Raw genomic sequence first — 19467 nt, 5'->3', positions numbered from 1 at the left:
CTTCGCCAAGGCCTGGACTTGATCCTTGTCGGTTACGTCGGTGACGCGATAGGTTGCTGTCCCGCCCTGCTGCTCGATAGCATCTACCTGTTTTTTTAGCCGGTCCTCACGTCGTGCGGCCAACACCAGCTTGGCGCCTGCCTGGGCCAAGCGATGAGCAGTCGCCTCACCCAGCCCACTGCTTGCCCCAGTGATAATGACAACTTTATCTTTAATTCCAGACATAATCCCTCCTTGGTTAAAACCTAATCGTTGCCTTACGTTCTGCTGAATAACCCGTTTAGTCTCTATCGCCCGGCATAGAGGTTTCTAGCTGCAGCGATAAATGGATTGCCCCTCCGCCCAATTAAGTTTAGGCAGTGGCTCCCCCAAAGCTACTTGGTATAAGCCAACTTTTGCTTAGAATGTGGCACTAGGGCGCTCTGCAATACGGTCTCGGTATGCTTGCAGGTGCGGCATACCTTCCTTTTTCGGATTAAACCTCATGAGCCCTCGCGCAAATTCCAAGGCACAGAAAGCCGTAATATCTGCAATGGTGAACGTTCTCCGCTAATGAAAGGCTGTTTACCGAGTTCCTGATCGAGCCAACGCGCTACTTCGCGCATCTTTTGTCCTTGAGACTGACCAAACTCAGGGAATTGTGGCTGCTCAAGCGCTGCCAGGCCCGGGTGTGCATGCCTTACGCAGTTGGCAATGGTCTGGTAGAGGTACCATTCGATCCGTCGGTCTGCCATCTCAATGAAGGCGCGCTCTTCAGATGTGACTCCCATCAGGTTCGGCTCCGGCTCCAAACCTTCCAGGTATGTCCAGATGGCACGTGTCTCCGTTAACACCCGCCCGCCCTCTAGCTCAAGCGCAGGAGCCCTGGCCATTGGGCTTATGGCGCGAAAGGCATCACTCTTATGTTCGTTATTTGTCAGATCAACCGGTATCTGTTCAACCCAGTCGATCTCCTTTTCAACCATGAACATGAGCACACGCCGCGGCGTTAGGCGCCCGCGGGGCAATGTAAAGTTTCATGAAACGACTCGCTAGTGTGGCCCGTATATTCTAACGATGCTTATCGTGACTGCCCTGTTTCCACCCAAGTCAACGTATCTTGGGAGAACTTGCGCGCTGCGTTTTCGTCATTGCCTTCAAAATCAAGCGCGGAAGGGGGCATCTCGATCCCTTTCTGAACGGCAGGGCGTGAACGAATAACATCCAGCCAACGCTTAAGGTTCGGTAGATCATCGATCTCGACGCCTGACCAACGATAAGTACGTACCCAGGCCCAATTGGCTATATCCGCGATCGAGTAATCGCCCGCCAAGTATTCGCTATCCTGCAGATGCATATCGAGCACTTGAAATAGCCGCTTGCTCTCCCCCTGATAGCGGTCGATGGCCGGCTGGATCTTTTCAGGGTAATAGCGAAAAAATACATTGGCCTGACCCATCATCGGGCCTACGCCCCCCATCTGGAACATTAGCCACTGAATGACTCGTGACCTGCCCTTGATGTCAGTGGGCATCAGTTGGCCTGTTTTCTCCGCCAAATACATCAAAATGGCGCCCGACTCGAACACAGTAAAGCCATCTTCTTCCCTGTCTATGATCGCCGGTATCCGTCCATTGGGATTAATTGCCAGAAACCAAGAATCCTTCTGCTCCTTGGCGGAAAGGTCTATGGAATGCAGCTTATAAGGTAACCCGAGCTCTTCCAGCGCTATCGACGCCTTATGACCGTTAGGCGTCGCCGCAGAATATAGACTAATCATTTGCTTTTCCTAATTAACGTAGTGAGAGAAGCGCAGTCGTGAAATACGCTTATCTATCATTCGGCTAAGAAGTTACCGATAACTTCTGCGACTTCCTCAGGGCGCTCCTCAGTCAGCCAATGGGAAGCATCAATCCACTCAAGACGGGCATTGGGCAGGGTTGCTCTGAGCTTCTCCGCGTACTCTGACTTCTGAAAAGGGTCATGGCGCCCCCAGACGATTAACGCTTGGTGAGGTAGATGCTTCAGTTCATCAGCAATTGCTAAGGTATATTCCGGATTAAGCCTGCGCAGGTTGCGAAAGAAGGCCCGCTTGCCGTCCTCACCTCGCCAGGGCTCAAGAATCATGTCCGCCAGTTCCGGGGTGGCGGCGTTCTGGTCATGCATTCCCTTGGGCAGGAAATCTCGGTGCATCTGCTCGAACTCATCGACGCTCATGGCCTGCTCGGCTCCCGGTTCCTGCAACGGCTTGAATTCCGGGATTGGCCAGGAATCAAAGCACACCGCATCGGCCAGGACAAGGCGATGGATCCGCTCGGGATGATTGACGGCCAGTAGCTGGGCAATGCCGCCACCGATATCGTGCGCCACGATATCGGCCCGGCGAATGCCCAGCGCATCCATGAAGCCGATCAGCATACGGCTCTGGGCCTGGATGGAAACGTCGGCGTCGCGCGGCTTGTCGGACTTGCCGTAATTGAGCAGATCGGGGGCGATCACGCGGCGCTGAGTGGCCAGCGTCGGAATGATATTGCGCCAGAGTAGACTCGACGTAGGAATGCCGTGCAGCAGGATGGCCGGCGGGCCGTCGCCTTGCTCGAAATAGGCGATGCGATGTCCATCGACACGTAGATACTCGTGCTTGAGGTCGGTTCCATTCATACCCTTCTCCTGTTAGCGGCGCGGTTTCAGTGTGGCGCTGCATGGGTTCTGGTCACTTTGACGTCAGCGCCATTTGCGCAGTGCAAGAACGGCCAGACCCAGGGCGCCTGCCGCCATGGCGACCTTGGCACTGGTGGGCAACGGTCGGCTGCGGGCGGCGAGCGGGGCGAGCAGCGGCTGCATCATTTCCCCCATCTTGAGGTTCGCAGCCAGCGGCGGCGCGCGTCTGATAATGTCCTCCATCGAGACCTTGCCGCCCCGGCGCGGGCCACGCCAGCCATAGGCGGTCGCCCCGAGCATGTGCATCGACCGGTCGAGGCCGGCAAGCACGGTACCATAACCATCCTGGTCATCTAATTGGCTCAGCGCCTTGTACAGGGTCGGCGCGTGAGCGAACTCGCTGCGAAAGGCCACCTTGCCTTCCCTGTCGATAACAAAAAGATGATTGGCGCCCAAGAGCGTCCCTGCAGATCCTCCAAGCTGAAGTCCGGCGCGGGCTCCCCCGGCAACGGTCCTACGGGTTGCATCGCCAGCTGGGCGTCGCGCCCCAGTGTGCGGGGGTGGAAGTGCGCATAATTGTGGCGCTCCGCGGCGCTCTGCGTGGAGGACGTTTCCGTTGGGTTCATGGTGGTCTCCTTATGACTTGCTTGGATGACGATAAATTTTCCTTTTGCCGGTTCGCCTGCCCTGAGTCAGGACAGGCGATGCGTGAGCTTCTGTCAATGAGCATGAGCCTGTGAGTTGCCAGGTCGGTCCGGCGCTCTAGGTGCTCTTAACCTGTCGACATCGCCTGGGTCGCTTCCTCGGTCGAAAGCACGGCATTAGCGATATACCGAAAGTTCACCAGGGCGGCCTCGTAGCCGTCGCCGAGTTCGGGATCGCGCCCAGCTGCGGTGGCATCCTTTACCACGGCTACTTCGAAGCCTTGCTCGATAAGCTCCCGCATATGGGCCTCAATACACAGGTTGGCCGACATGCCTGCGAGAATGACCTTTTTGTAACCGTGTTTGCGAAGCTGCAATGCCAGATCGTTAGTTTCTGGCCCCATAATCTTGTGGGGACTAGTGATAACCACATTGTCGGCGTTGATCAGCGGCTTGTAGCGCTCCAGCCAGTCAGCGCCTGATCCTTCAAACCCGTCTAGGTCAAGCGGGGCCTTGCGCTCATACATCTGGATTTCATGCATCTTTTTCTCGATCGTTCCGCCAAACTTCCACTCACGGTCATACGGGAAGTAATAGTGGGGTGAGATAAAGACCTTGAACCCTCTGTCCCTGGCGGCAACAAACACCTTTTCTATGTTTTCGATAGTGTTGTTCTCTCTCACCCCTTCCTGCACCAGCGGCCAGGCTGCACCTTGCTCACTTAAAAAATCATTCTGTGGATCGGTGATTACGACTGCAGTGTCCTGGTTATTGATATCCATACCTATCTCCTTGGCTTGTCTGTCAGCATTAGCGTTGCGGAAGAGAGTGGCGGGACGCACCCCGCCATGTTGGCTCCGCGCCGCGAAGCGGTCCATTTCGGCAAAACCTGCTATCGGCCCTGCCGATTAATTACTCGTGTCTTTGCTGGGCTTGTGAGCCCGGGTGGGACAAGGCCTTGTACGACCAGGCAAGCGTTATACCGAACATGATATGGGCGAAAATGCTCACCCAAGTGCGGGCATTGGAAAACCATGGCCAGATGGCGGTAAAGCCATAGAAATTGACCAGATAGATAGCCAGCCCAAATGCAGCGCCGGCCAGCACCGCAGTGCCTGTCTTGAGCCCGCCGAAGGCCCAGGCAAAGAGGAAGGCATATACCCAGGAGAGCAAGAAGTGGATGATCAGCGCGACCATCATGATGCCTAAAGCAAAAGGGGCCGGCGGTGGTAGCACATCACGGCCCAGAACCATGACCGCCATCATGCGCGGCGGCCCCCAAGGGCTGCCGTCCAGAAATGCCCAGACCATGAGCATTTCCAGCATCATAAAAACGGCACCGGCAATCAGACCACTCCAGATAACACCTTTCCAACTGATTTTCTGATGCCCGATTAAACTGTTCATGCCAGTCTCCTTGCTGGCTTACGCCTTGTGCATGGATGCTGTGAGGGCTGTTAGCCTTGCCAGGCGCGACTAGCAAACGGCTTGTCGACCTCGGTGTCGAAGAGGTGATTGGCGTAGTTGCTGATGGTTTTCACGGCGATGGCCAGCACGATTTCAAGAACATGTCGCTCGCTGTAGGCGGCATCCAAAAAGGCGTGGACATCCTCGCGCTGGGGAAAGCCGCGACTCTGGAACATGGCGCGGGTAAAGGTGCTCAGCGCTGCCAGCTTCTCATCGGGCACTTCGGTGCCATCGCGGATGGCATCGGTGACCTCGGTGGGCACCTTGGACTGGGTGTCGGCAAGCATGCTGTGGGCCGCGACGCAATAGTGGCAGCCGTTCTCACGGCTGACCGTGAGAAACACGACTTCCTGTTCAGCAGGAGTAAAGCCCGAGTCCTCCCGGAAATAGTCATACCCATGCAAGTAGGTACTCAACAGGCCGGGCGAGTTGGCCATCGTGGCGTACATGTTCGGCACCATCCCCAAGCTGGCCTTGGTCTGCTCTAGCAATGGCTTGGCCTTGGGATCGGCATCCTCGATGGTCCGGGCATCCAGTGTCAGCGTGTACTGTTCCGTCATTGGATTCTCCTTTTCCCTTCCTTCGACTGGTAGACTCAACGCCAAAGAGCAAGCGTCGGCTGATTCTCTTTTGGACCGCTTGGTACATAATAGGCAAAAAATTATTTGAGGCACCGCAGCATGATATGAACAATCTCAGTCGTTTGGGGGGTGCTCATGCCCGCTTTGACCATAATGCGTATACCACTCATGCTGGAAACCAGAAAGTCCGCAAGTGATTGTGGATCTTTCTCCCTGTCAATACTCCCTTCCGCTTGTGCTTGCTCGATGGCCTCACGAAAGACCGTTGCAAAGCAGGCCAAACCGGATGACACAAGCTCCGCTACCTTGGGGTCCCGCTGTCCAAACTCACTGGCTGTGTTCATCAGTAGACAGCCGCGTTTTTCCAACTCGCTCTCTGCACCGCCTGCAACGCTCAGAAACGTATCTTCTATAAAGTCGCAGGCAGATTTTGCCTGCCGTAGACCTGCACGCATACGAGCGGAGCGCCAACGACAATAATGGTTAAAACAACGAGCAAATAACTCTTGCTTGCTGCCAAATGACTGATAAAAGCTGCTTTTTGAAAGATGCATGGCTTGCAGTAAATCTTGTAGCGAAGCCGTTGCAAAACCTTTCGCCCAGAAAACCTCCATTGCGGCCTGTAATGCTTCGTCTGGGTCAAACGATAAAGGACGTCCGTAACTCATAACCTGAACCTAGGACCGATCGGTCCAGTTGTCAAAATAAGATTTTTGTTGCTGGCAAGGAAAATGCCATACCCGGCTACTGGCATCAACGCAAGGTAAGCGAAACATTGCTTAACGTGCAATTATAAATCTGCTCGAACGGCACACCGCAGACCCGACATTTGCCTTATGCTTTACCAAACTGGCGTTATCAAGACCCAAATATCCAGGATCGATTAGTGCTGGAGCTACATTTGCATGAAAAAAGGCTTACTTACCTCCCTCTCATCAGGCTTGAAGGAAGTAGCGGTAAGATAGAGCTTCAGGAACTCGTAGAGCATACCCTTGGGCACAGCCGGGTTGGCCAGACGACCAATTACACCTAGCCAGTGAAGCCTGCCGACTTCCGCTGAGTCCCTACTATCGTCGGGCCGGCACGCGTTATCTCATGCCTATCATGGAAGAGATTCGCTTGCCGGGCCAGACAGGGACGGCCGCGCAAACGTTGTCGACGTCTGCTTGCTTGCCGATCGAAGTTACATCAGCGATCGATTGCGCCGTTATTACGATCGGTACAAAATACGGCCGACCACCCAGTCTCGTCAGATGTACTGCCGCCTCAGGGCAAGGCTACCACACCTGTTCGAGCGCCTGTTTGGCTGGTTGAAGAGCTCCGCTTTGCACCCGCTATGACAAGCTTGCGAAAAATCATCGGGCCATGGCCACACTGGCCTGTATTGAGCGATGCTTGAGGACCTTTTTTAAAGCGTAGCCTCCACTGCCCAGCGGCACGTCTTAGGCGAGGACTCCAACACCTAGCATGTGCGCTACTCCGACTGTGACACGATAATAGTGCCGTTGCTACTTGAGGCATAGCGCATGCCCGAAGCGTCCCTGTTTATGGTCCGCAGGGCGGTCGCAGGACTAATTCGCCAGTGAACAACGAGGACGAGCGTGTATCCTCTCGTAGGCTTCAGCCTAATCGCTAGCCCTACCGTAGCGCTCGGCGAACAGGGTCAGACGATGAGCCAGCCGGGTGTTCGCCGCGCGGGTGATAGTTGGAAAATTGAAGTTAAGCCCCTCTTCCCGACCCAGAGCCGCCAATTGCGCGTCCATCTGCAACGAGCGCCCCCAGCCGAATTTGCGGGAGCGGTATGCCTTACGATCCATACCTCCGGCGGTCATGTCTGGGTTGAGCTCACAAGGTTGCCATTTCAGCTCAACCTTCTTCTCCAGCCCCAACGACTGCACCGCCTTCTGCAGGCGTGCTTCGCCCAGATAGCACCAAGGACAGAGGAAATCCGACGTGATGATCACCTTAATTGGCATAGGCACCTTCGTGTCCCCTTTCCCCTGCTTCATCACGCAGCGCCTGGAGCAATACATTCTTGGGCTGTACACCCGAGAAACGGCGTGTGCCGATCACTATGGTCGGAACCGACGTCACCTGCACGTCTCGGGCGGCCTGCAACGCCTTTTGATGGTGGCTACGGTAGCTACGCTGTTCCAGCGCCTGCTGAAACGTTGGCGCTTCGAGGCCGATATCCTCGGCCAAACACGTTAGCACTTCGACGTCGCCGATATCCTGATTCTCCTGGAAGAACGCCCTGAGCATGCGGTCGTTATACTCGCTCGCCTTGCCCTGCTCGCGCGCAAACTGGTAGCCCTCCCAGGCCAGGCCGGTGTGGGGCTGGGGCGAGACGGATGGTAGCTTGATTTTAACACCGTAGTGATCCGCCAGCGGGTAGACCGACTCGGGCCAGATCGCTTGTAGGTACTGTTCCTCTGGCCGAAGGGTCGGAGTCGGGTAGGGACGCAGCTCAAAGGGCATCCACTCGACATCCACTTTCACGCCGGATTCGCGCATTGCCTCTAGGAGCGGGGTTTCCGCGATCATGCAGAACGGACAAACGAAGTCTGACCAGACTTTTACCACAATGCTCATAATGTAGCCTTATCTGTGCTGTTCTGCCCTGGTGGGGCATGGCAACGCGCCCTACTGGCTGACGCGGCGGATCCTGCCGCAATCATTTACGCCAGCGCTTTCTCTTAATATAAGCCAGCGAATGCAGGAGATCGAAATCGAACTCGCGGATTGCCTCGTCGCTGCGCACCCGCTTTGGCCAGCCGGGTGACCCGACGGCAAAACACCGCGTCCGACGACCCGCTTGAGGAAGAATGTCCGGGACAGCTCATCTTCATGGATGGCCCAGTTGGCATTTGTCAATGGTTTCCCGTTGCCTCTATAACCCTCTGATAAGTGATAATGCCATACAGGAAAGTCACCCTAGCTCATGGGAAACGCTCTACTATCAGAGCTCCTCAAGCTCAATCGCTACGTGTTGTTTCGAAAAAGTTCAATAACCTATGCACACCCGTAATGAATAGGAATCCTATCGCCAAGGCCATGCTCACCGCGCCAAGGCGATAAAGGGTGTCGTAGACAGCATCCTGGCTCGGCGTCAGGTACTGGCTGAAGATGATGCCCAGCGACGTGAGGGCGGCGAAGCCGACGCTTGCAGCACCACTACCTAGTACATGGGCTCGGGCAAACAGCATCAGACCCAACCAGTAAAGCATCGAAACGAGCAATAGGTTCTCGCTGTAGGAATACAGCAGCAGTTGCATCACTAGTGCCACGGCGCTACCCAACAGCGTCCCCACCAGGCGATTCCTGGCAGATAGGCGAATACCGGGATAACTCAGCATGAACAGGATCAGGATGATCGAGGCTTGGGCCGAGAGCGCATCGCGCAAGTCAAAGGTAAGAAACACGGCCAGGGTCGCGGTCGTTGTGATGGCACCCATAAGCGCCTCGTGGCGCCTCTGGTTGATAGGCTTGGCGGGAGGCTGAGTTGGACGACGCGGCTCGACATCCGGAAACAGCCCGAACATGAGCAAAGCGATTGCCACCGTCAGCAGGCACGCGACGAGGTAACTGACCATCAGGTCGAAAACATCCGCTCGAGGATAGCTGGCAAAAAGGTACATGATACTCGTGCTCAGTACCCCGTGTGCCCCGAACAGGAAGAGCTTCGGGCCTTGCGCCATCACCGCGAAGCGCTTGTAAAACAACACGAATACCACCCCGAGCATGATCACCGGCATGTGATAGACCAGCCCCATCACCACGATGACTTCAAGACAGTTGAAGACCGCGCCGGCCAGGAACTGGATGATCACCGGCGGCTTGATCATCGGCACGATGCCCAGCAGCACCATCGGAAACACGGTAAAGAAGACGCCGTAGTTCCAGTTCATCAACTCATTGACCAAAAAGCCCAGCAGCGCGCCAAAGGCAATGCGTAGACATTGGCGTAGCCCATTGGCATCTAGCCCCGGACTATCGTCTGGGACCCCTTCAGACTTGGACGTCGGCTTAGTAGACATAGCGCAACCAGCTTACGAGACGGATCTGCGCCCAAGCGAAGAAGGCGGCCAGTGAATTGTCGCCCGCCGCCAGCTGCACCGTGGCCCGCGCGCCCGAGGCCGGCATGGCATCCGGTTCTTCCTCCAACGCCAGATGCACACGCATACGCTGCGCATCACGTACCCAGCGGTTGGTTTCGGGCATGGAGACCAGTTGTCCATTGGCGAGTATCTGACCTTCACGAACCCCGGCATCCACCGACAACACCTGAGCGGCAAAGACCTGGCCCGGCCAGGCGTCAAATACCACCTGAGCTGGATCACCGGCTTCGACATGGCGCAGGCTCTTTTCGCGCAAGTTGGCGACAATGTCAGCCGTCTCGCCGATCAAGGCCAACACCGGGGCGCCTGTCCGGATATAGGCGCCCTCCTCGAGCTGCAGGTTACTGATCACGCCGGCAAGCGGGGCACGCACCGTTGCCCGGCTAAGGTTGAGCTTGGCCTCGGCAAGGGCGTTGCGGGCCTGGCGCATTCGCAAATTCCCACTGCCCTGCTCGCCGCGCTGCACTTCCAGCGCATTGACCCTGGCCTGAGCGGCCTCTACCTCGGCCTGGGCGGCCTTGGCGTTTGCGGCTACCTGATCGTATTTCTGGCGCGAGACATCGTGACCCTTGAGCAGTTTCTCCAAGCGTCGACGCTCCTTGGCCAGCTCCTCGGCATTGACCTGGACCGCGATCAGCTGCGCCCGAGCCGCAGCGATAGACGCATCCAGTCGGGCATTCTCGCGAGCAGCTTGCTCAATATTGAGTTTCGCTTGGTTCAGAGCGATACGAAACGGCTCCGTATCCAGTCGGAACAGCACCTCGCCGGCTTCGACATGGGCATTGTTGGTCACGCTTACCTCGACGACATTCCCGCTCACTTCCGGGGCGATCTGCGTCACCGGACGCATCACTCTCGCCTGCGGCGTCAGCGGCATGAACAGATCAGCGAGTATGAAATAGGCGAACAGGACGAGGAAGGAGAGGAGCGCCAGTCGCACCCAGCGTTTGAAGGACTGCTCAGGAGCCATGATGTTCTCCTGTTACAGATCCCGTTTGGGAAGCCTCCAGTCGCTGCCAGACGTTATGCTCGATCCGCGCTAGTGCCGTCCATAGTGTCTCAAGTTCTTCTTCCGGCAGTCCCGCCAAAAGTTCGGCCCGTGCCGATCTGGTGCGACTATCAAGCGCAGTCAATATGTCCCTGCCCTGGGGCGTGAAGCTAACGTTGCGGGCACGCCGATCTTGGCCATTGACGTGACGACGCACCAAACCCTGGTTCTCAAGTTGGTCCAGCGTACGCGACAGAGACGACAGTTCGATACCCAGCGCCTCGGATAACTGCTTCTGGGTCGTCCCCTCGCCGAGGTGGCGCAGGCACATCAGCGCCGTCCAACGTGGTTGAGTTAAGCCCAGTGGCTGAACGGTCTGATCGACAACCATGCGCCATAGACGGTGGATCTGGCCGAGTCGCATGCCCAGATCGTCGGTTGCGGGAGATATCTTTTTTAGCATGCTATAAAAATAGCATATTTGCTTAGCCAGCCAAATAAATGGCGACTCGAAGCCCTCAGCTAGACAGTACGAGGACCTTCATACGAGTGCAGGAATGCCACTGCAACCAGGTGGTGAGGAAAATCGAGCCGATCAGCGACATTAGCCCTCTGACAAACAACGGTCTTATTGACCTCAACCGGCCGTCGCTTTCACAAGCTCAGGGGCTCGATTCCATGCCTCCCTTGTCGTTGTCAAGAAAGAATCACCCGGATGCAGCAGAGACACTGGGAATGTCGAGTTCGTCATGCCTCCGTCTCAGCCGGGTCTCGGGGTGCCAATGTTTCCAACTGAACCAACTGCTCGAGATAGGCCAGCTGGCGCTATACCGCTTAGCGGTGCCTGATAATTAACGGGTCACTCCCCCGGACAATTCAAACGATCGCTTATGGCGGCCGAGAGCCGAGACAGCGGCATTGCCCATTAGCCGCATACCGTCTAGCGCTTCCAGGCGACGTTCAGCCGTAACTTGAAACGCACACAAGCCGACAAGCTATCCTTTAACTTCCGTTTCAATATGAGTTCTCGCTTGCAAATGCCAACCTTTATCAATATCGTCTGCATGTATGGCGATATAACAAGCATTCATCGCACGCCTTCAAGCGAACAGCTCAAGCTTTTAAGAGATCTGAACAAGGGAAACTTCTTTTCATGCCACACCATAAAAAACGCCATACGCACTGGATGCTTCTCCCTGCCATCCTTTGCACGACGTTGCCCACGATCACGCTGGCCCAAACCGGTGCCTCATCCACCGGACACCAGGCTGACGACGAACTGTCACCGCTGGTCGTAACTGCCACCCGCAACAAGAGTCTCGTCGGCGAAACGTCCCAGAAGGTGACCATCATCACCCGCGAGCAGATCGAACAGCAGTTGGCCATTACCAACGATCCCGGTCAGGTGCTCAGCGCCTTGATTCCTTCCTATTCGCCCAGCCGCCAGAAGTTTTCCAACGCCGGCGAGACCTTCCGCGGCCGTTCGCCGCTGTTCCTGGTAGACGGAGTCCCCCAGACCAATCCGTTGCGTGACAGTGCCCGGGATAGCTACACCATCGATCTCTCCATGGTCGAGCGCATCGAGGTAATCCATGGTGCCAGCGCCGAACACGGGCTGGGCGCCACCGGCGGCATCATCAACTACGTGACCCGGCGCGCCGAAACCGGAAAGGTAAACCAGCATGCGGGCATTAGCCTGACCAGCGACGACGATTTTGACTCCGAGGGCTTCGGCCACAAACTGAACTACCGCATCAGCGGTCAAAGTGGGGATTGGGACTACCTGGCCGCCGCCGCCCAGCAGGAGCGCGGTGTGTTCTTCGACGGCAATGACGAGCGGGTGGGGATCGCCTACCCGGGCGAACTGCAAAACTCTTCTAGCTACGACTTGCTGGGCAAGCTCGGTTACTGGATCGACGCTAACCAGAATATCGAGTTCTCTCTAAATCATTTCGAACTGGAGAATAACGGCGACTACGTGCCAGTCCCCGGCGATCGCGATGCAGGCATCCCGACCACGGCGCGTAGGGGCGACCCGGAAGGCGACCCTGGCTATAATGAGGTTACCAAAGCACAGCTGGCCTACTCTCACGGCGACTGGTTCGGCAATGAAGTAGATGTGCAGCTTTATCGTCAACGCTTCCGTGCTCAGTTCGCTACCACACCTTACTTTCCCTACGAGGATGAAAATGGCAATCCTCAGTTCGATCAGACGCGCAACGAGTCCGATAAGCTGGGTGGCAAATTCACGCTGAGCCGTGATGGTCTGCTTGACGATCGCCTCAAGTTGACCACCGGCATCGACGTGCTGCAGGACGAAACCCGTCAGATGCTGGTCCATACCGATCGCACCTACGTGCCGGAGACGCAGTTCCGCAACTACGCCGCCTTCCTGCAGGGCGATTATGACTTGACCGACTCGCTAAGCCTGCATGCCGGGGTACGGCATGAATATGCCGAACTCGACGTCGACGATTTCTCGACCATCGACCGCAGCAACGTCACCCAAGACAACGTTAGTGTCGATGGCGGCACTCCCGACTTTGACGAGACCCTGTTCAATGCCGGCTTGGTCTATCAATTGACCGACTGGGCTCAGCTCTATGCCAATTACTCTGAAGGCTTCGGTATGCCCGACGTGGGCCGGGTGCTGCGTGGCATCAGTACTCCCGGGCAGGATGTCGACACACTGCTGCAGCTACAGCCCATCGTCACCGACAACCGTGAGATTGGTGCCCGATTCGACTGGAGCCGCTACGGTCTTGAGCTGAGCTACTACGAGTCGGACTCGGATTTTGGCGAGCGTCTCACCGAGGAAAATGGCGTCTGGGTCGGCAGCCGTGAAAAGACGGAAATTCAAGGCTATGAGATTACTGGCGAGGCCCGCCCGAGCGATGCCCATCGTTTGCGCCTGTCCTATGCCCATACCGAGGGCGAGTCCGACACCGATGGCGATGGCCAGGTCGACACCGAACTGACCGGCATTAATATCGCACCGGATACCCTGCGCCTGGCCTGGAGCGCCGCCTGGACTGACAAGCTGTCATCGCACTTGCAGTACAGCCATTACTTCGACCGTAGCGTCGATGACCCTGAGCTCGATTTCGATGGCTATGGCCTGGCCGATGCCTCCCTGACCTATCGACTACCGGTGGGACGCGCCAGCCTGGGCATCGAGAATCTCACCGATGAGGACTACTTTACGTACTACTCGCAGGCAGCCCGTGTGAGTGATGCATATTACTTCAAGGGGCGCGGCCGGACCGTCACCGTCGGCTACCAGCTCGATTTCTGAGTTCGCGCATCTTATAAAGCGGCGCCTCAGGGCGCCGTTTCGCTTCACAGCCTTTCTGTTTTTGATAATAGTTTGCATTGTCTTTTAACAGATATTATCATCCATTACCCTCGACGCGTTTAACTGTAAATAGCACAGTGCCAAGCAATTGCCGCTGCGCCTTATAAGAGAGAGTCCATGCCGAATATTTCTGCGCATGGCGTAAAGGTGCTGATCAGTGTGCTGCTGGGTACCTTTACAGTAAGCCTTAATAATAGCGCCTTAAACCTTGCCGTGGCCCAGTTGATGACGACCTTCGATGCCAACGCCACGGATGTCAGCTGGGTGGTGACGCTTTTCATGATCACCATGGGCATGACCATGCCGCTAACTGGTTACCTGGCAGACCGCTTTGGCCGAAGACGAATCTATCTGCTGGGCCTGTGGGGGTTTCTGACGGGCTCCGCGCTTGGCGCCATGGCCCAGAGCCTCGCCGGTGTCATTTCCGCGCGTGGGCTACAGGGCGTTGCGGCGGGTCTGATGATTCCTCTGTCTTTATCGCTGATCTTCTCCGCCTATCCCAGCGACCAGCGGGGCCGCGCCAGTGGAACCTGGGGCTTCGCCGTGATGATCGCACCGGCCATTGGCCCGAGCGTAGGCGGGCTATTGCTCGAGATCAGCCACTGGCGAGCGCTGTTCCTGATGAATATGCCGTTTGCGCTGCTGGGGCTGATGTGTGGCTATCGCTATCTCCCGGCAGACCTCTCCAACCGCCGCCGCCAGTTCGACTTGCCCGGCTTTACGCTGATCACCCTGGGCATGGGCACGGTGTTGTTTTCTCTCAGCCGAGTGGCAACGCTAACGGATCTCCTGCGCTTGCAGGCCTTAATCCCACTCGCGGGCGGCCTCCTGGCGCTTACTCTCTTTGTGCGCGTCGAACGACGCACCGAAACACCTCTGCTCGCACTGTCGCTGTTTTCACATCATGGGTATCGCCTCAGCGTCATCTTGGCCTGCCTGCAGTCGATCATCCTGTTCGGCTGTATTCTGCTGGTACCGCTGTGGATGCAGAATGCCTTAGGGTTCAGCCCGTTGACCACCGGCCTGGTGTTTCTGGCCACAGCCCTCGCTGCCGCCGTCTGCTCGCCTGTCGCGGGACGTCTGATCGACCGCTACCCGCCACAGTGGTGTCTCGGCGCCGGGCTGATGGTCACCATGGCCAGCCTGTTGGGGCTCGCCACCCTGACGGAGGCTACGCCGGTGTGGATGATCGGCGCCTGGATGGGCCTGCGGGGCATCGGCCTCGGCTGCGCCTACCTGCCTTCCACCACCGTGGGCATGAAGGACCTTCCCGAGCAGAGCATCGCCCAGGCCTCGGCCATGAACAACATGTCCCGACGCCTGACATCCTCGCTCGGCATCGTCGCACTCTCCATCTACTACGACATGGCCGTGAATGCCGCACTGCATCGAGGGATTTCCCATACCGAGGCGAGCGCCGCCGCCCTTCACCATGCCTTTCTGGCACTGGCGGCAGTCGCCGTGCTCTGCCTGCCGCTGGCATGGCGGCTGGGTCGAGCCGTGATACGGCAGCGTTCCGCGTCGCCAAGCGGCGCCCCATCGCTCGCTCAAGCTTCCGAGCCCCCGCTGAAGGTGGCATCCGCCAGGAGGACGGAATGAAGATTCACGCCCAGGCCCGACGCCTATGGCTGGTGGTGCTGCTGCTGTCGCTCATGCCGGTGGCGTCCATCGCGGCCCTCGCCGCCAACGCCCCCCAAGGCGGACGCATCGTCGCCAATGCGTTCGGCGATACGCGCATCCCCGCCACGCCGCAGCGCGTCGTCACCCTCTACCAGGGCGCGACGGACAGCGCGGTAGCCCTGGGTATCACGCCGGTCGGTGTCGTCGACTCCTGGCTGGAGAAGCCCATGTATCGCTATCTGCGTGACGCGCTCAGCGGCGTCGAGCACGTCGGCCTGGAGACCCAACCCAACCTGGAGAAGGTGGCCTGGCTGGACCCCGACCTGATCGTTGCCACGCGTTTTCGCCACGAGCGGGTCAGACCGCTGCTGGAGAAGATCGCGCCGACGGTCGCCACCGGCACCGTCTTCGACTTCAAGGCCACCCTGGCACTGATGGCCGAGGCTACGGGCCGCGAGTCTCGCGCCCGAGAATTAATGCAGCACTGGGACGATCGCGTAGCGGACTTTCGCCGACAAATCGCCGACAAGCTGGGCGACGACTGGTCACAGAAGGCCGCGGTTATCCGCTTCAAGAGCGACCATGTGCGCATCTATTCAACGGGGTTCGCCGGCTCCATCCTGAGTGAGCTGGGATTCGAGCAACCGGACTCTCTGCACGACCAGGGCTGGGGCATGAAGCTGACCAGCGAGGAGAACATTCCGGTCATGAATGCCGATGTGATCTTCGTGCTCCTGGAGCCGGACGACCCCGCCATTGCCCGAAACTACCGGCACTGGCGCTCCCACCCCCTCTGGCAACGGCTGGATGCCGTGCAGAACGAGCGTGTCTTCGAGGTGGATGCGGTGAACTGGATCATGGGCGGCGGCATCCTGGCCGCCAATGCTATGCTCGATGACCTTTACGTCCATTACGGGCTCGATTCGCACCGCGAACGGGCGAGCTCCCTGTCAGATACGCTAGCCGCGACGTTATCGTCCCAAGCGGCGTCCGCCGCTTCCTGCCCTGGTGAATCGTTCCAGTTATTCCCTGCTCGAGACGAGGAGCCCGCTGCATGCTGAGTAGCCGTCTTTCGCGGTGCCTGGGGCTGTTCCTCAGTATGGCGCTGGTCGCGGTAGCCTTCATGGCGAGTGTCATGCTGGGCACCACGGATATCGCCCTGCCTACCTTCATCGACGCGCTGATCCACTACGACCCTGCCCGGGTCGCGCATATCATCGTTCTTACGGAACGACTGCCACGCGCGGTCATTGCTGTCCTGGTCGGCGCGAGCCTGGCCATCGCCGGCGCCCTGATGCAGACCATGACCCGCAATCCCCTGGCCTCGCCGAGCATCCTGGGGATCAACGCGGGGGCCATGTTCTTCGTGGTGGTCGCGGTATCGCTGCTGCCCCTTCACGCGCCGGTCGACTATGTCTGGGCGGCGCTATTGGGTGCCTTCGTCGCGGCCTGTCTGGTGGTTATGCTGAGCCGCGGTCGGCAGGGAGAGCTGGCGCCGCTGCGGGTCGTGCTGGCGGGGGTGGCCATTACCGCTATGTTCGTCTCGTTCAGCCAGGGCCTGCTGATCATCGACCAGCAGAGCTTCGAAAGTGTGCTCTACTGGCTGGCCGGCTCCGTCTCCGGCCGGGAGCTGTCCCTGGTCGTACCGCTGCTGCCGCTGTTCGGCGGCGCCCTGCTGTTGTGTGCCCTGCTTGTCAGGCACGCCAACGCCCTGATGCTGGGCGATGACATGGTCAAGGGCCTGGGCATGCGTGCCGGTACCATTAAGCTCCTGCTGGGCCTGGTGGTGATCCTGCTCGCCGGCAGTTCGGTTGCGCTCGCCGGCATGATCGGTTTCGTCGGCCTCATCGTGCCGCACATGGCGCGAGGGATCTTTGGCGTTGACCACCGCTGGCTGCTGCCAGCTTGTGCCCTGCTGGGCGCGAGCCTGCTGCTGCTGGCTGACGTGGCATCGCGCTTCCTGATGGCTCCTCAGGATATCCCGGTGGGGGTGATGACCGCGCTGATCGGTACGCCCTTCTTCATCCATCTGGCGCGCAGGAAGCCGGCCTGACCATGATGCACTCCACTTCCCTGAACCGCCGGGGCGACGGCACCGCCGATGCCCGCCAGGCTCGCTCCCTGGGCATCGCCACCCTGCTCCTGCTGTTGTTGCTGGCCAGCATGGGCCTGTCGCTCAGCCTCGGCAGCTTCCCCACCTCGTTCGGGAGGGTGTTGCACTCGCTGGCCACCCCCCAGGGCAGCGACATCGCCTTCATCGTCTGGGAGCTGCGCCTGCCGCGCATCGTGCTGGCCATGCTGGTCGGGGCGGCCCTAGCCGTGTCTGGCGCCATCCTTCAAGGGATCGTGCGTAACCCACTGGCCTCGCCGGACGTGATCGGCATTACCAGCGGCGCCGCCATGGCCGCCGTTACCTTCCTGGCCCTGTTCGGCGCCGGCCTGAGCATCCATTGGCTGCCGGCCGCCGCGCTGAGCGGCGCCCTGCTTTCCGCCTTACTGGTGTTCTTCCTGTCCTGGAAGCACGGCATCGCGCCCTCGCGCATGGTGCTGGTCGGCATCGGGCTCTCCGCCGCCATGGGCGCCATAACTACCCTGCTGATCGTGACCAGCGACGATGCCGCCGCCATGGTCGCCTACGTGTGGCTGACCGGCAGCCTCTACGCCGCCCAGTGGCAGGACGTGCTCGGCATGCTGCCCTGGCTACTGATCGCCATTCCGCTGTGCCTGACCCAGGCACGGCACATGGATGCCATGGCACTGGGCGATCAGGTGGCCTTGGGGCTGGGCGTGAATCTGCTGCGCAGTCGGCTGGTGCTGATGACCTGCAGCGTGGCCCTGGCGGGCGCTGCCGTGGCCTTTGCCGGGGGGCTCAGCTTTGTGGGCCTGATCGCGCCGCATATCGCGGCCCGCCTGGTCGGGCGAGGCTTTGCCAGGTTAGTTCCCACCGCCGCCCTGGTAGGGGCCCTGATCGTGCTCTATGCCGATCTGCTGGGACGGGTAGCGTTTCTCCCCAAGGACCTGCCTGCCGGCATTTTCGTCTCGGGCGTGGGCGCGCCCTTCTTCGTCTATCTGCTGCACCGGACCCGCTACCACCATTAGTGAAGCGACCCGCTCCTGACACTCCCCGCCCTGTCGGGCGAGGGTTCCTGGGTCGCCCCGAGAACCTTCCTGCTTCGACACCCCTTCACTAGGCAGCGGCTAAGCCGCTGCCCCCGCTCCGGTAGCTCCACAGGCTAACCCCGCCAGCCCGGCGGTTCGGATATTCCTGGCCGCATTGATGTCGCGGTCGATGGCTTGCCCGCAGCCCTCACAGTGCCAGTGGCGCTGCGTGAGCGGCAGCGTCTCGACCGTGTGCCCGCAGCCGTGGCACATCTTGCTGCTGGGCAGCCACTGGCTCACCTTCACCAGTTGTCGCCCGGCCCATTGCGTCTTGTAGCTGAGTTGACGCAGAAACTCACCCCAGCCGGCATCACTGATCGACTTGGCCAGGGAGCGGTGCCTGGTCATGCCTATGATGTTCAGCGACTCGACACACAGCACTTGGTTTTCGTTGACGAGCGTGCGAGTCGCTTTATGGATGGCGTCGCGGCGACAATCCGCGATCCTGGCATGCAGCCGTGCCACCTTGTTTCGTGCCTTGGCACGATTCTTTGAGCCCTTCTGCTTCCTGGCCAGACGGCGCTGGAGATACGCCAACCTGGCTTCGTAGCGTTTGAGATGACGCGGATTGCCTGACTTCATGCCCTCGCTGGTAACGAACAGGTCGGTCAGACCCAGGTCGATCCCGGTCATCCTTGGCGTCACCGGCAGCACCTCCGGCGTGAACTCGCAAAGGCAGCTGATGAAGTAGCGTCCCGCACGGTCGCGTGAAATCGTGATGCTGGAAGGTTCACAGGGCAGCGGTCGGCTCCAGCGGATCGGCAGCGGCATCGCTGTCTTGGCGATGGTGATTTCGCTATCTCGATAGCGGAAGGCTGCCCTGGTCAGCCGGATCGACTGCCGACCGTCCTTGCGCTTGAAGCGCGGATAGCGCGCCTTGATCTGGACGTTGAAG

21 protein-coding genes are annotated in these 19467 nt (G+C 58.8%); 5 read left to right on the top strand and 16 right to left on the bottom strand.

Translation table 11 applies throughout. The features are described from left to right. From F568_RS0120850 to slyA, 15 genes are all read right to left on the bottom strand, one after another. On the bottom strand, positions 1-225 hold a 225-nt coding region (locus F568_RS0120850), incomplete at its 3' end, for an SDR family NAD(P)-dependent oxidoreductase (protein ID WP_019018251.1). Positions 226-399: 174 nt separating this feature from the next. Beyond that, positions 400-507 carry a hypothetical protein gene (locus tag F568_RS26440; RefSeq protein ID WP_211213467.1) on the bottom strand — a complete coding sequence of 36 codons (108 nt, stop codon included), beginning with the start codon at positions 505-507 and terminating at the stop codon, positions 400-402. Then, the gene (locus tag F568_RS23535; protein ID WP_211213466.1) at positions 483-971 is read right to left on the bottom strand and encodes a glutathione S-transferase family protein; all 489 of its coding nucleotides are present in this window, start codon (positions 969-971) and stop codon (positions 483-485) included. Before F568_RS23535 ends, F568_RS26440 begins: the two co-directional genes overlap by 25 nt. A gap of 89 nt (positions 972-1060) precedes the next feature. Further along, complete coding sequence (locus F568_RS0120840; protein ID WP_019020701.1) at positions 1061-1759, bottom strand: glutathione S-transferase family protein; 699 nt, start codon at positions 1757-1759, stop codon at positions 1061-1063. A gap of 56 nt (positions 1760-1815) precedes the next feature. Beyond that, positions 1816-2640 (bottom strand): alpha/beta fold hydrolase, encoded by an 825-nt coding sequence (locus F568_RS0120835; protein ID WP_019020700.1) that lies wholly within the window; start codon positions 2638-2640, stop codon positions 1816-1818. Positions 2641-2703: 63 nt separating this feature from the next. Then, the gene (locus tag F568_RS0120830; protein ID WP_019020699.1) at positions 2704-3096 is read right to left on the bottom strand and encodes a hypothetical protein; all 393 of its coding nucleotides are present in this window, start codon (positions 3094-3096) and stop codon (positions 2704-2706) included. 316 nt (positions 3097-3412) lie between these two features. Then, positions 3413-4066: a cysteine hydrolase family protein gene (locus F568_RS0120825; RefSeq protein ID WP_019020698.1), complete on the bottom strand. Its 654-nt coding sequence runs from the start codon at positions 4064-4066 to the stop codon at positions 3413-3415. 130 nt (positions 4067-4196) lie between these two features. After that, the gene (locus tag F568_RS0120820) at positions 4197-4691 is read right to left on the bottom strand and encodes a hypothetical protein (RefSeq protein ID WP_019020697.1); all 495 of its coding nucleotides are present in this window, start codon (positions 4689-4691) and stop codon (positions 4197-4199) included. Positions 4692-4741: 50 nt separating this feature from the next. After that, on the bottom strand, positions 4742-5311 hold the full coding sequence (locus F568_RS0120815) for a carboxymuconolactone decarboxylase family protein (protein WP_019020696.1): 570 nt from the start codon (positions 5309-5311) through the stop codon (positions 4742-4744). A 101-nt stretch (positions 5312-5412) separates the two neighbouring features. Continuing rightward, positions 5413-6000 (bottom strand): TetR/AcrR family transcriptional regulator, encoded by a 588-nt coding sequence (locus F568_RS24640; protein WP_083933080.1) that lies wholly within the window; start codon positions 5998-6000, stop codon positions 5413-5415. A 957-nt stretch (positions 6001-6957) separates the two neighbouring features. Beyond that, positions 6958-7308: a DsbA family protein gene (locus tag F568_RS23525; protein ID WP_019020694.1), complete on the bottom strand. Its 351-nt coding sequence runs from the start codon at positions 7306-7308 to the stop codon at positions 6958-6960. After that, entirely contained in the window at positions 7298-7924 is a 627-nt protein-coding gene (locus F568_RS0120800; RefSeq protein ID WP_019020693.1) for a DsbA family oxidoreductase, read from the bottom strand. Before F568_RS0120800 ends, F568_RS23525 begins: the two co-directional genes overlap by 11 nt. A gap of 383 nt (positions 7925-8307) precedes the next feature. Then, on the bottom strand, positions 8308-9369 hold the full coding sequence (locus tag F568_RS0120795) for a DUF2955 domain-containing protein (protein ID WP_019020692.1): 1062 nt from the start codon (positions 9367-9369) through the stop codon (positions 8308-8310). Next, on the bottom strand, positions 9359-10420 hold the full coding sequence (locus tag F568_RS0120790) for an HlyD family secretion protein (RefSeq protein WP_019020691.1): 1062 nt from the start codon (positions 10418-10420) through the stop codon (positions 9359-9361). The genes F568_RS0120795 and F568_RS0120790 overlap by 11 nt, the downstream gene beginning before the upstream one ends. Next, on the bottom strand, positions 10410-10862 hold the full coding sequence (gene slyA, locus F568_RS23520) for a transcriptional regulator SlyA (protein WP_019020690.1): 453 nt from the start codon (positions 10860-10862) through the stop codon (positions 10410-10412). The genes F568_RS0120790 and slyA overlap by 11 nt, the downstream gene beginning before the upstream one ends. Before the next feature lie 729 nt (positions 10863-11591). On the opposite strand from slyA, the gene F568_RS0120775 reads away from it, so the two are divergent. The 5 genes from F568_RS0120775 (at position 11592) to F568_RS0120755 (ending at position 18512) form a co-directional block, all read left to right on the top strand. Next, positions 11592-13733, top strand: coding sequence for a TonB-dependent receptor (locus F568_RS0120775; protein ID WP_019020688.1), 2142 nt, complete (start codon positions 11592-11594; stop codon positions 13731-13733). Positions 13734-13910: 177 nt separating this feature from the next. Next, entirely contained in the window at positions 13911-15392 is a 1482-nt protein-coding gene (locus F568_RS0120770; protein ID WP_019020687.1) for a DHA2 family efflux MFS transporter permease subunit, read from the top strand. After that, on the top strand, positions 15389-16474 hold the full coding sequence (locus tag F568_RS0120765) for an ABC transporter substrate-binding protein (RefSeq protein ID WP_019020686.1): 1086 nt from the start codon (positions 15389-15391) through the stop codon (positions 16472-16474). The genes F568_RS0120770 and F568_RS0120765 overlap by 4 nt, the downstream gene beginning before the upstream one ends. Beyond that, on the top strand, positions 16468-17466 hold the full coding sequence (locus tag F568_RS0120760; protein ID WP_019020685.1) for a FecCD family ABC transporter permease: 999 nt from the start codon (positions 16468-16470) through the stop codon (positions 17464-17466). The genes F568_RS0120765 and F568_RS0120760 overlap by 7 nt, the downstream gene beginning before the upstream one ends. A 2-nt stretch (positions 17467-17468) precedes the next feature. Further along, the gene (locus F568_RS0120755) at positions 17469-18512 is read left to right on the top strand and encodes a FecCD family ABC transporter permease (protein WP_019020684.1); all 1044 of its coding nucleotides are present in this window, start codon (positions 17469-17471) and stop codon (positions 18510-18512) included. Positions 18513-18611: 99 nt separating this feature from the next. Here F568_RS0120755 and F568_RS0120750 read toward each other — a convergent pair. Further along, the coding region (locus tag F568_RS0120750) for an RNA-guided endonuclease InsQ/TnpB family protein (protein WP_019020683.1) at positions 18612-19467 on the bottom strand (856 nt) is incomplete at its 5' end.

The sequence above is a fragment of the Modicisalibacter luteus DSM 23508 genome, assembly GCF_000378505.1.
Taxonomy (GTDB): Bacteria; Pseudomonadota; Gammaproteobacteria; order Pseudomonadales; family Halomonadaceae; genus Modicisalibacter; species Modicisalibacter luteus.
Note: the sequence above shows the minus strand (reverse complement) of the source record. Positions and strands in the feature narration are given on the sequence as shown.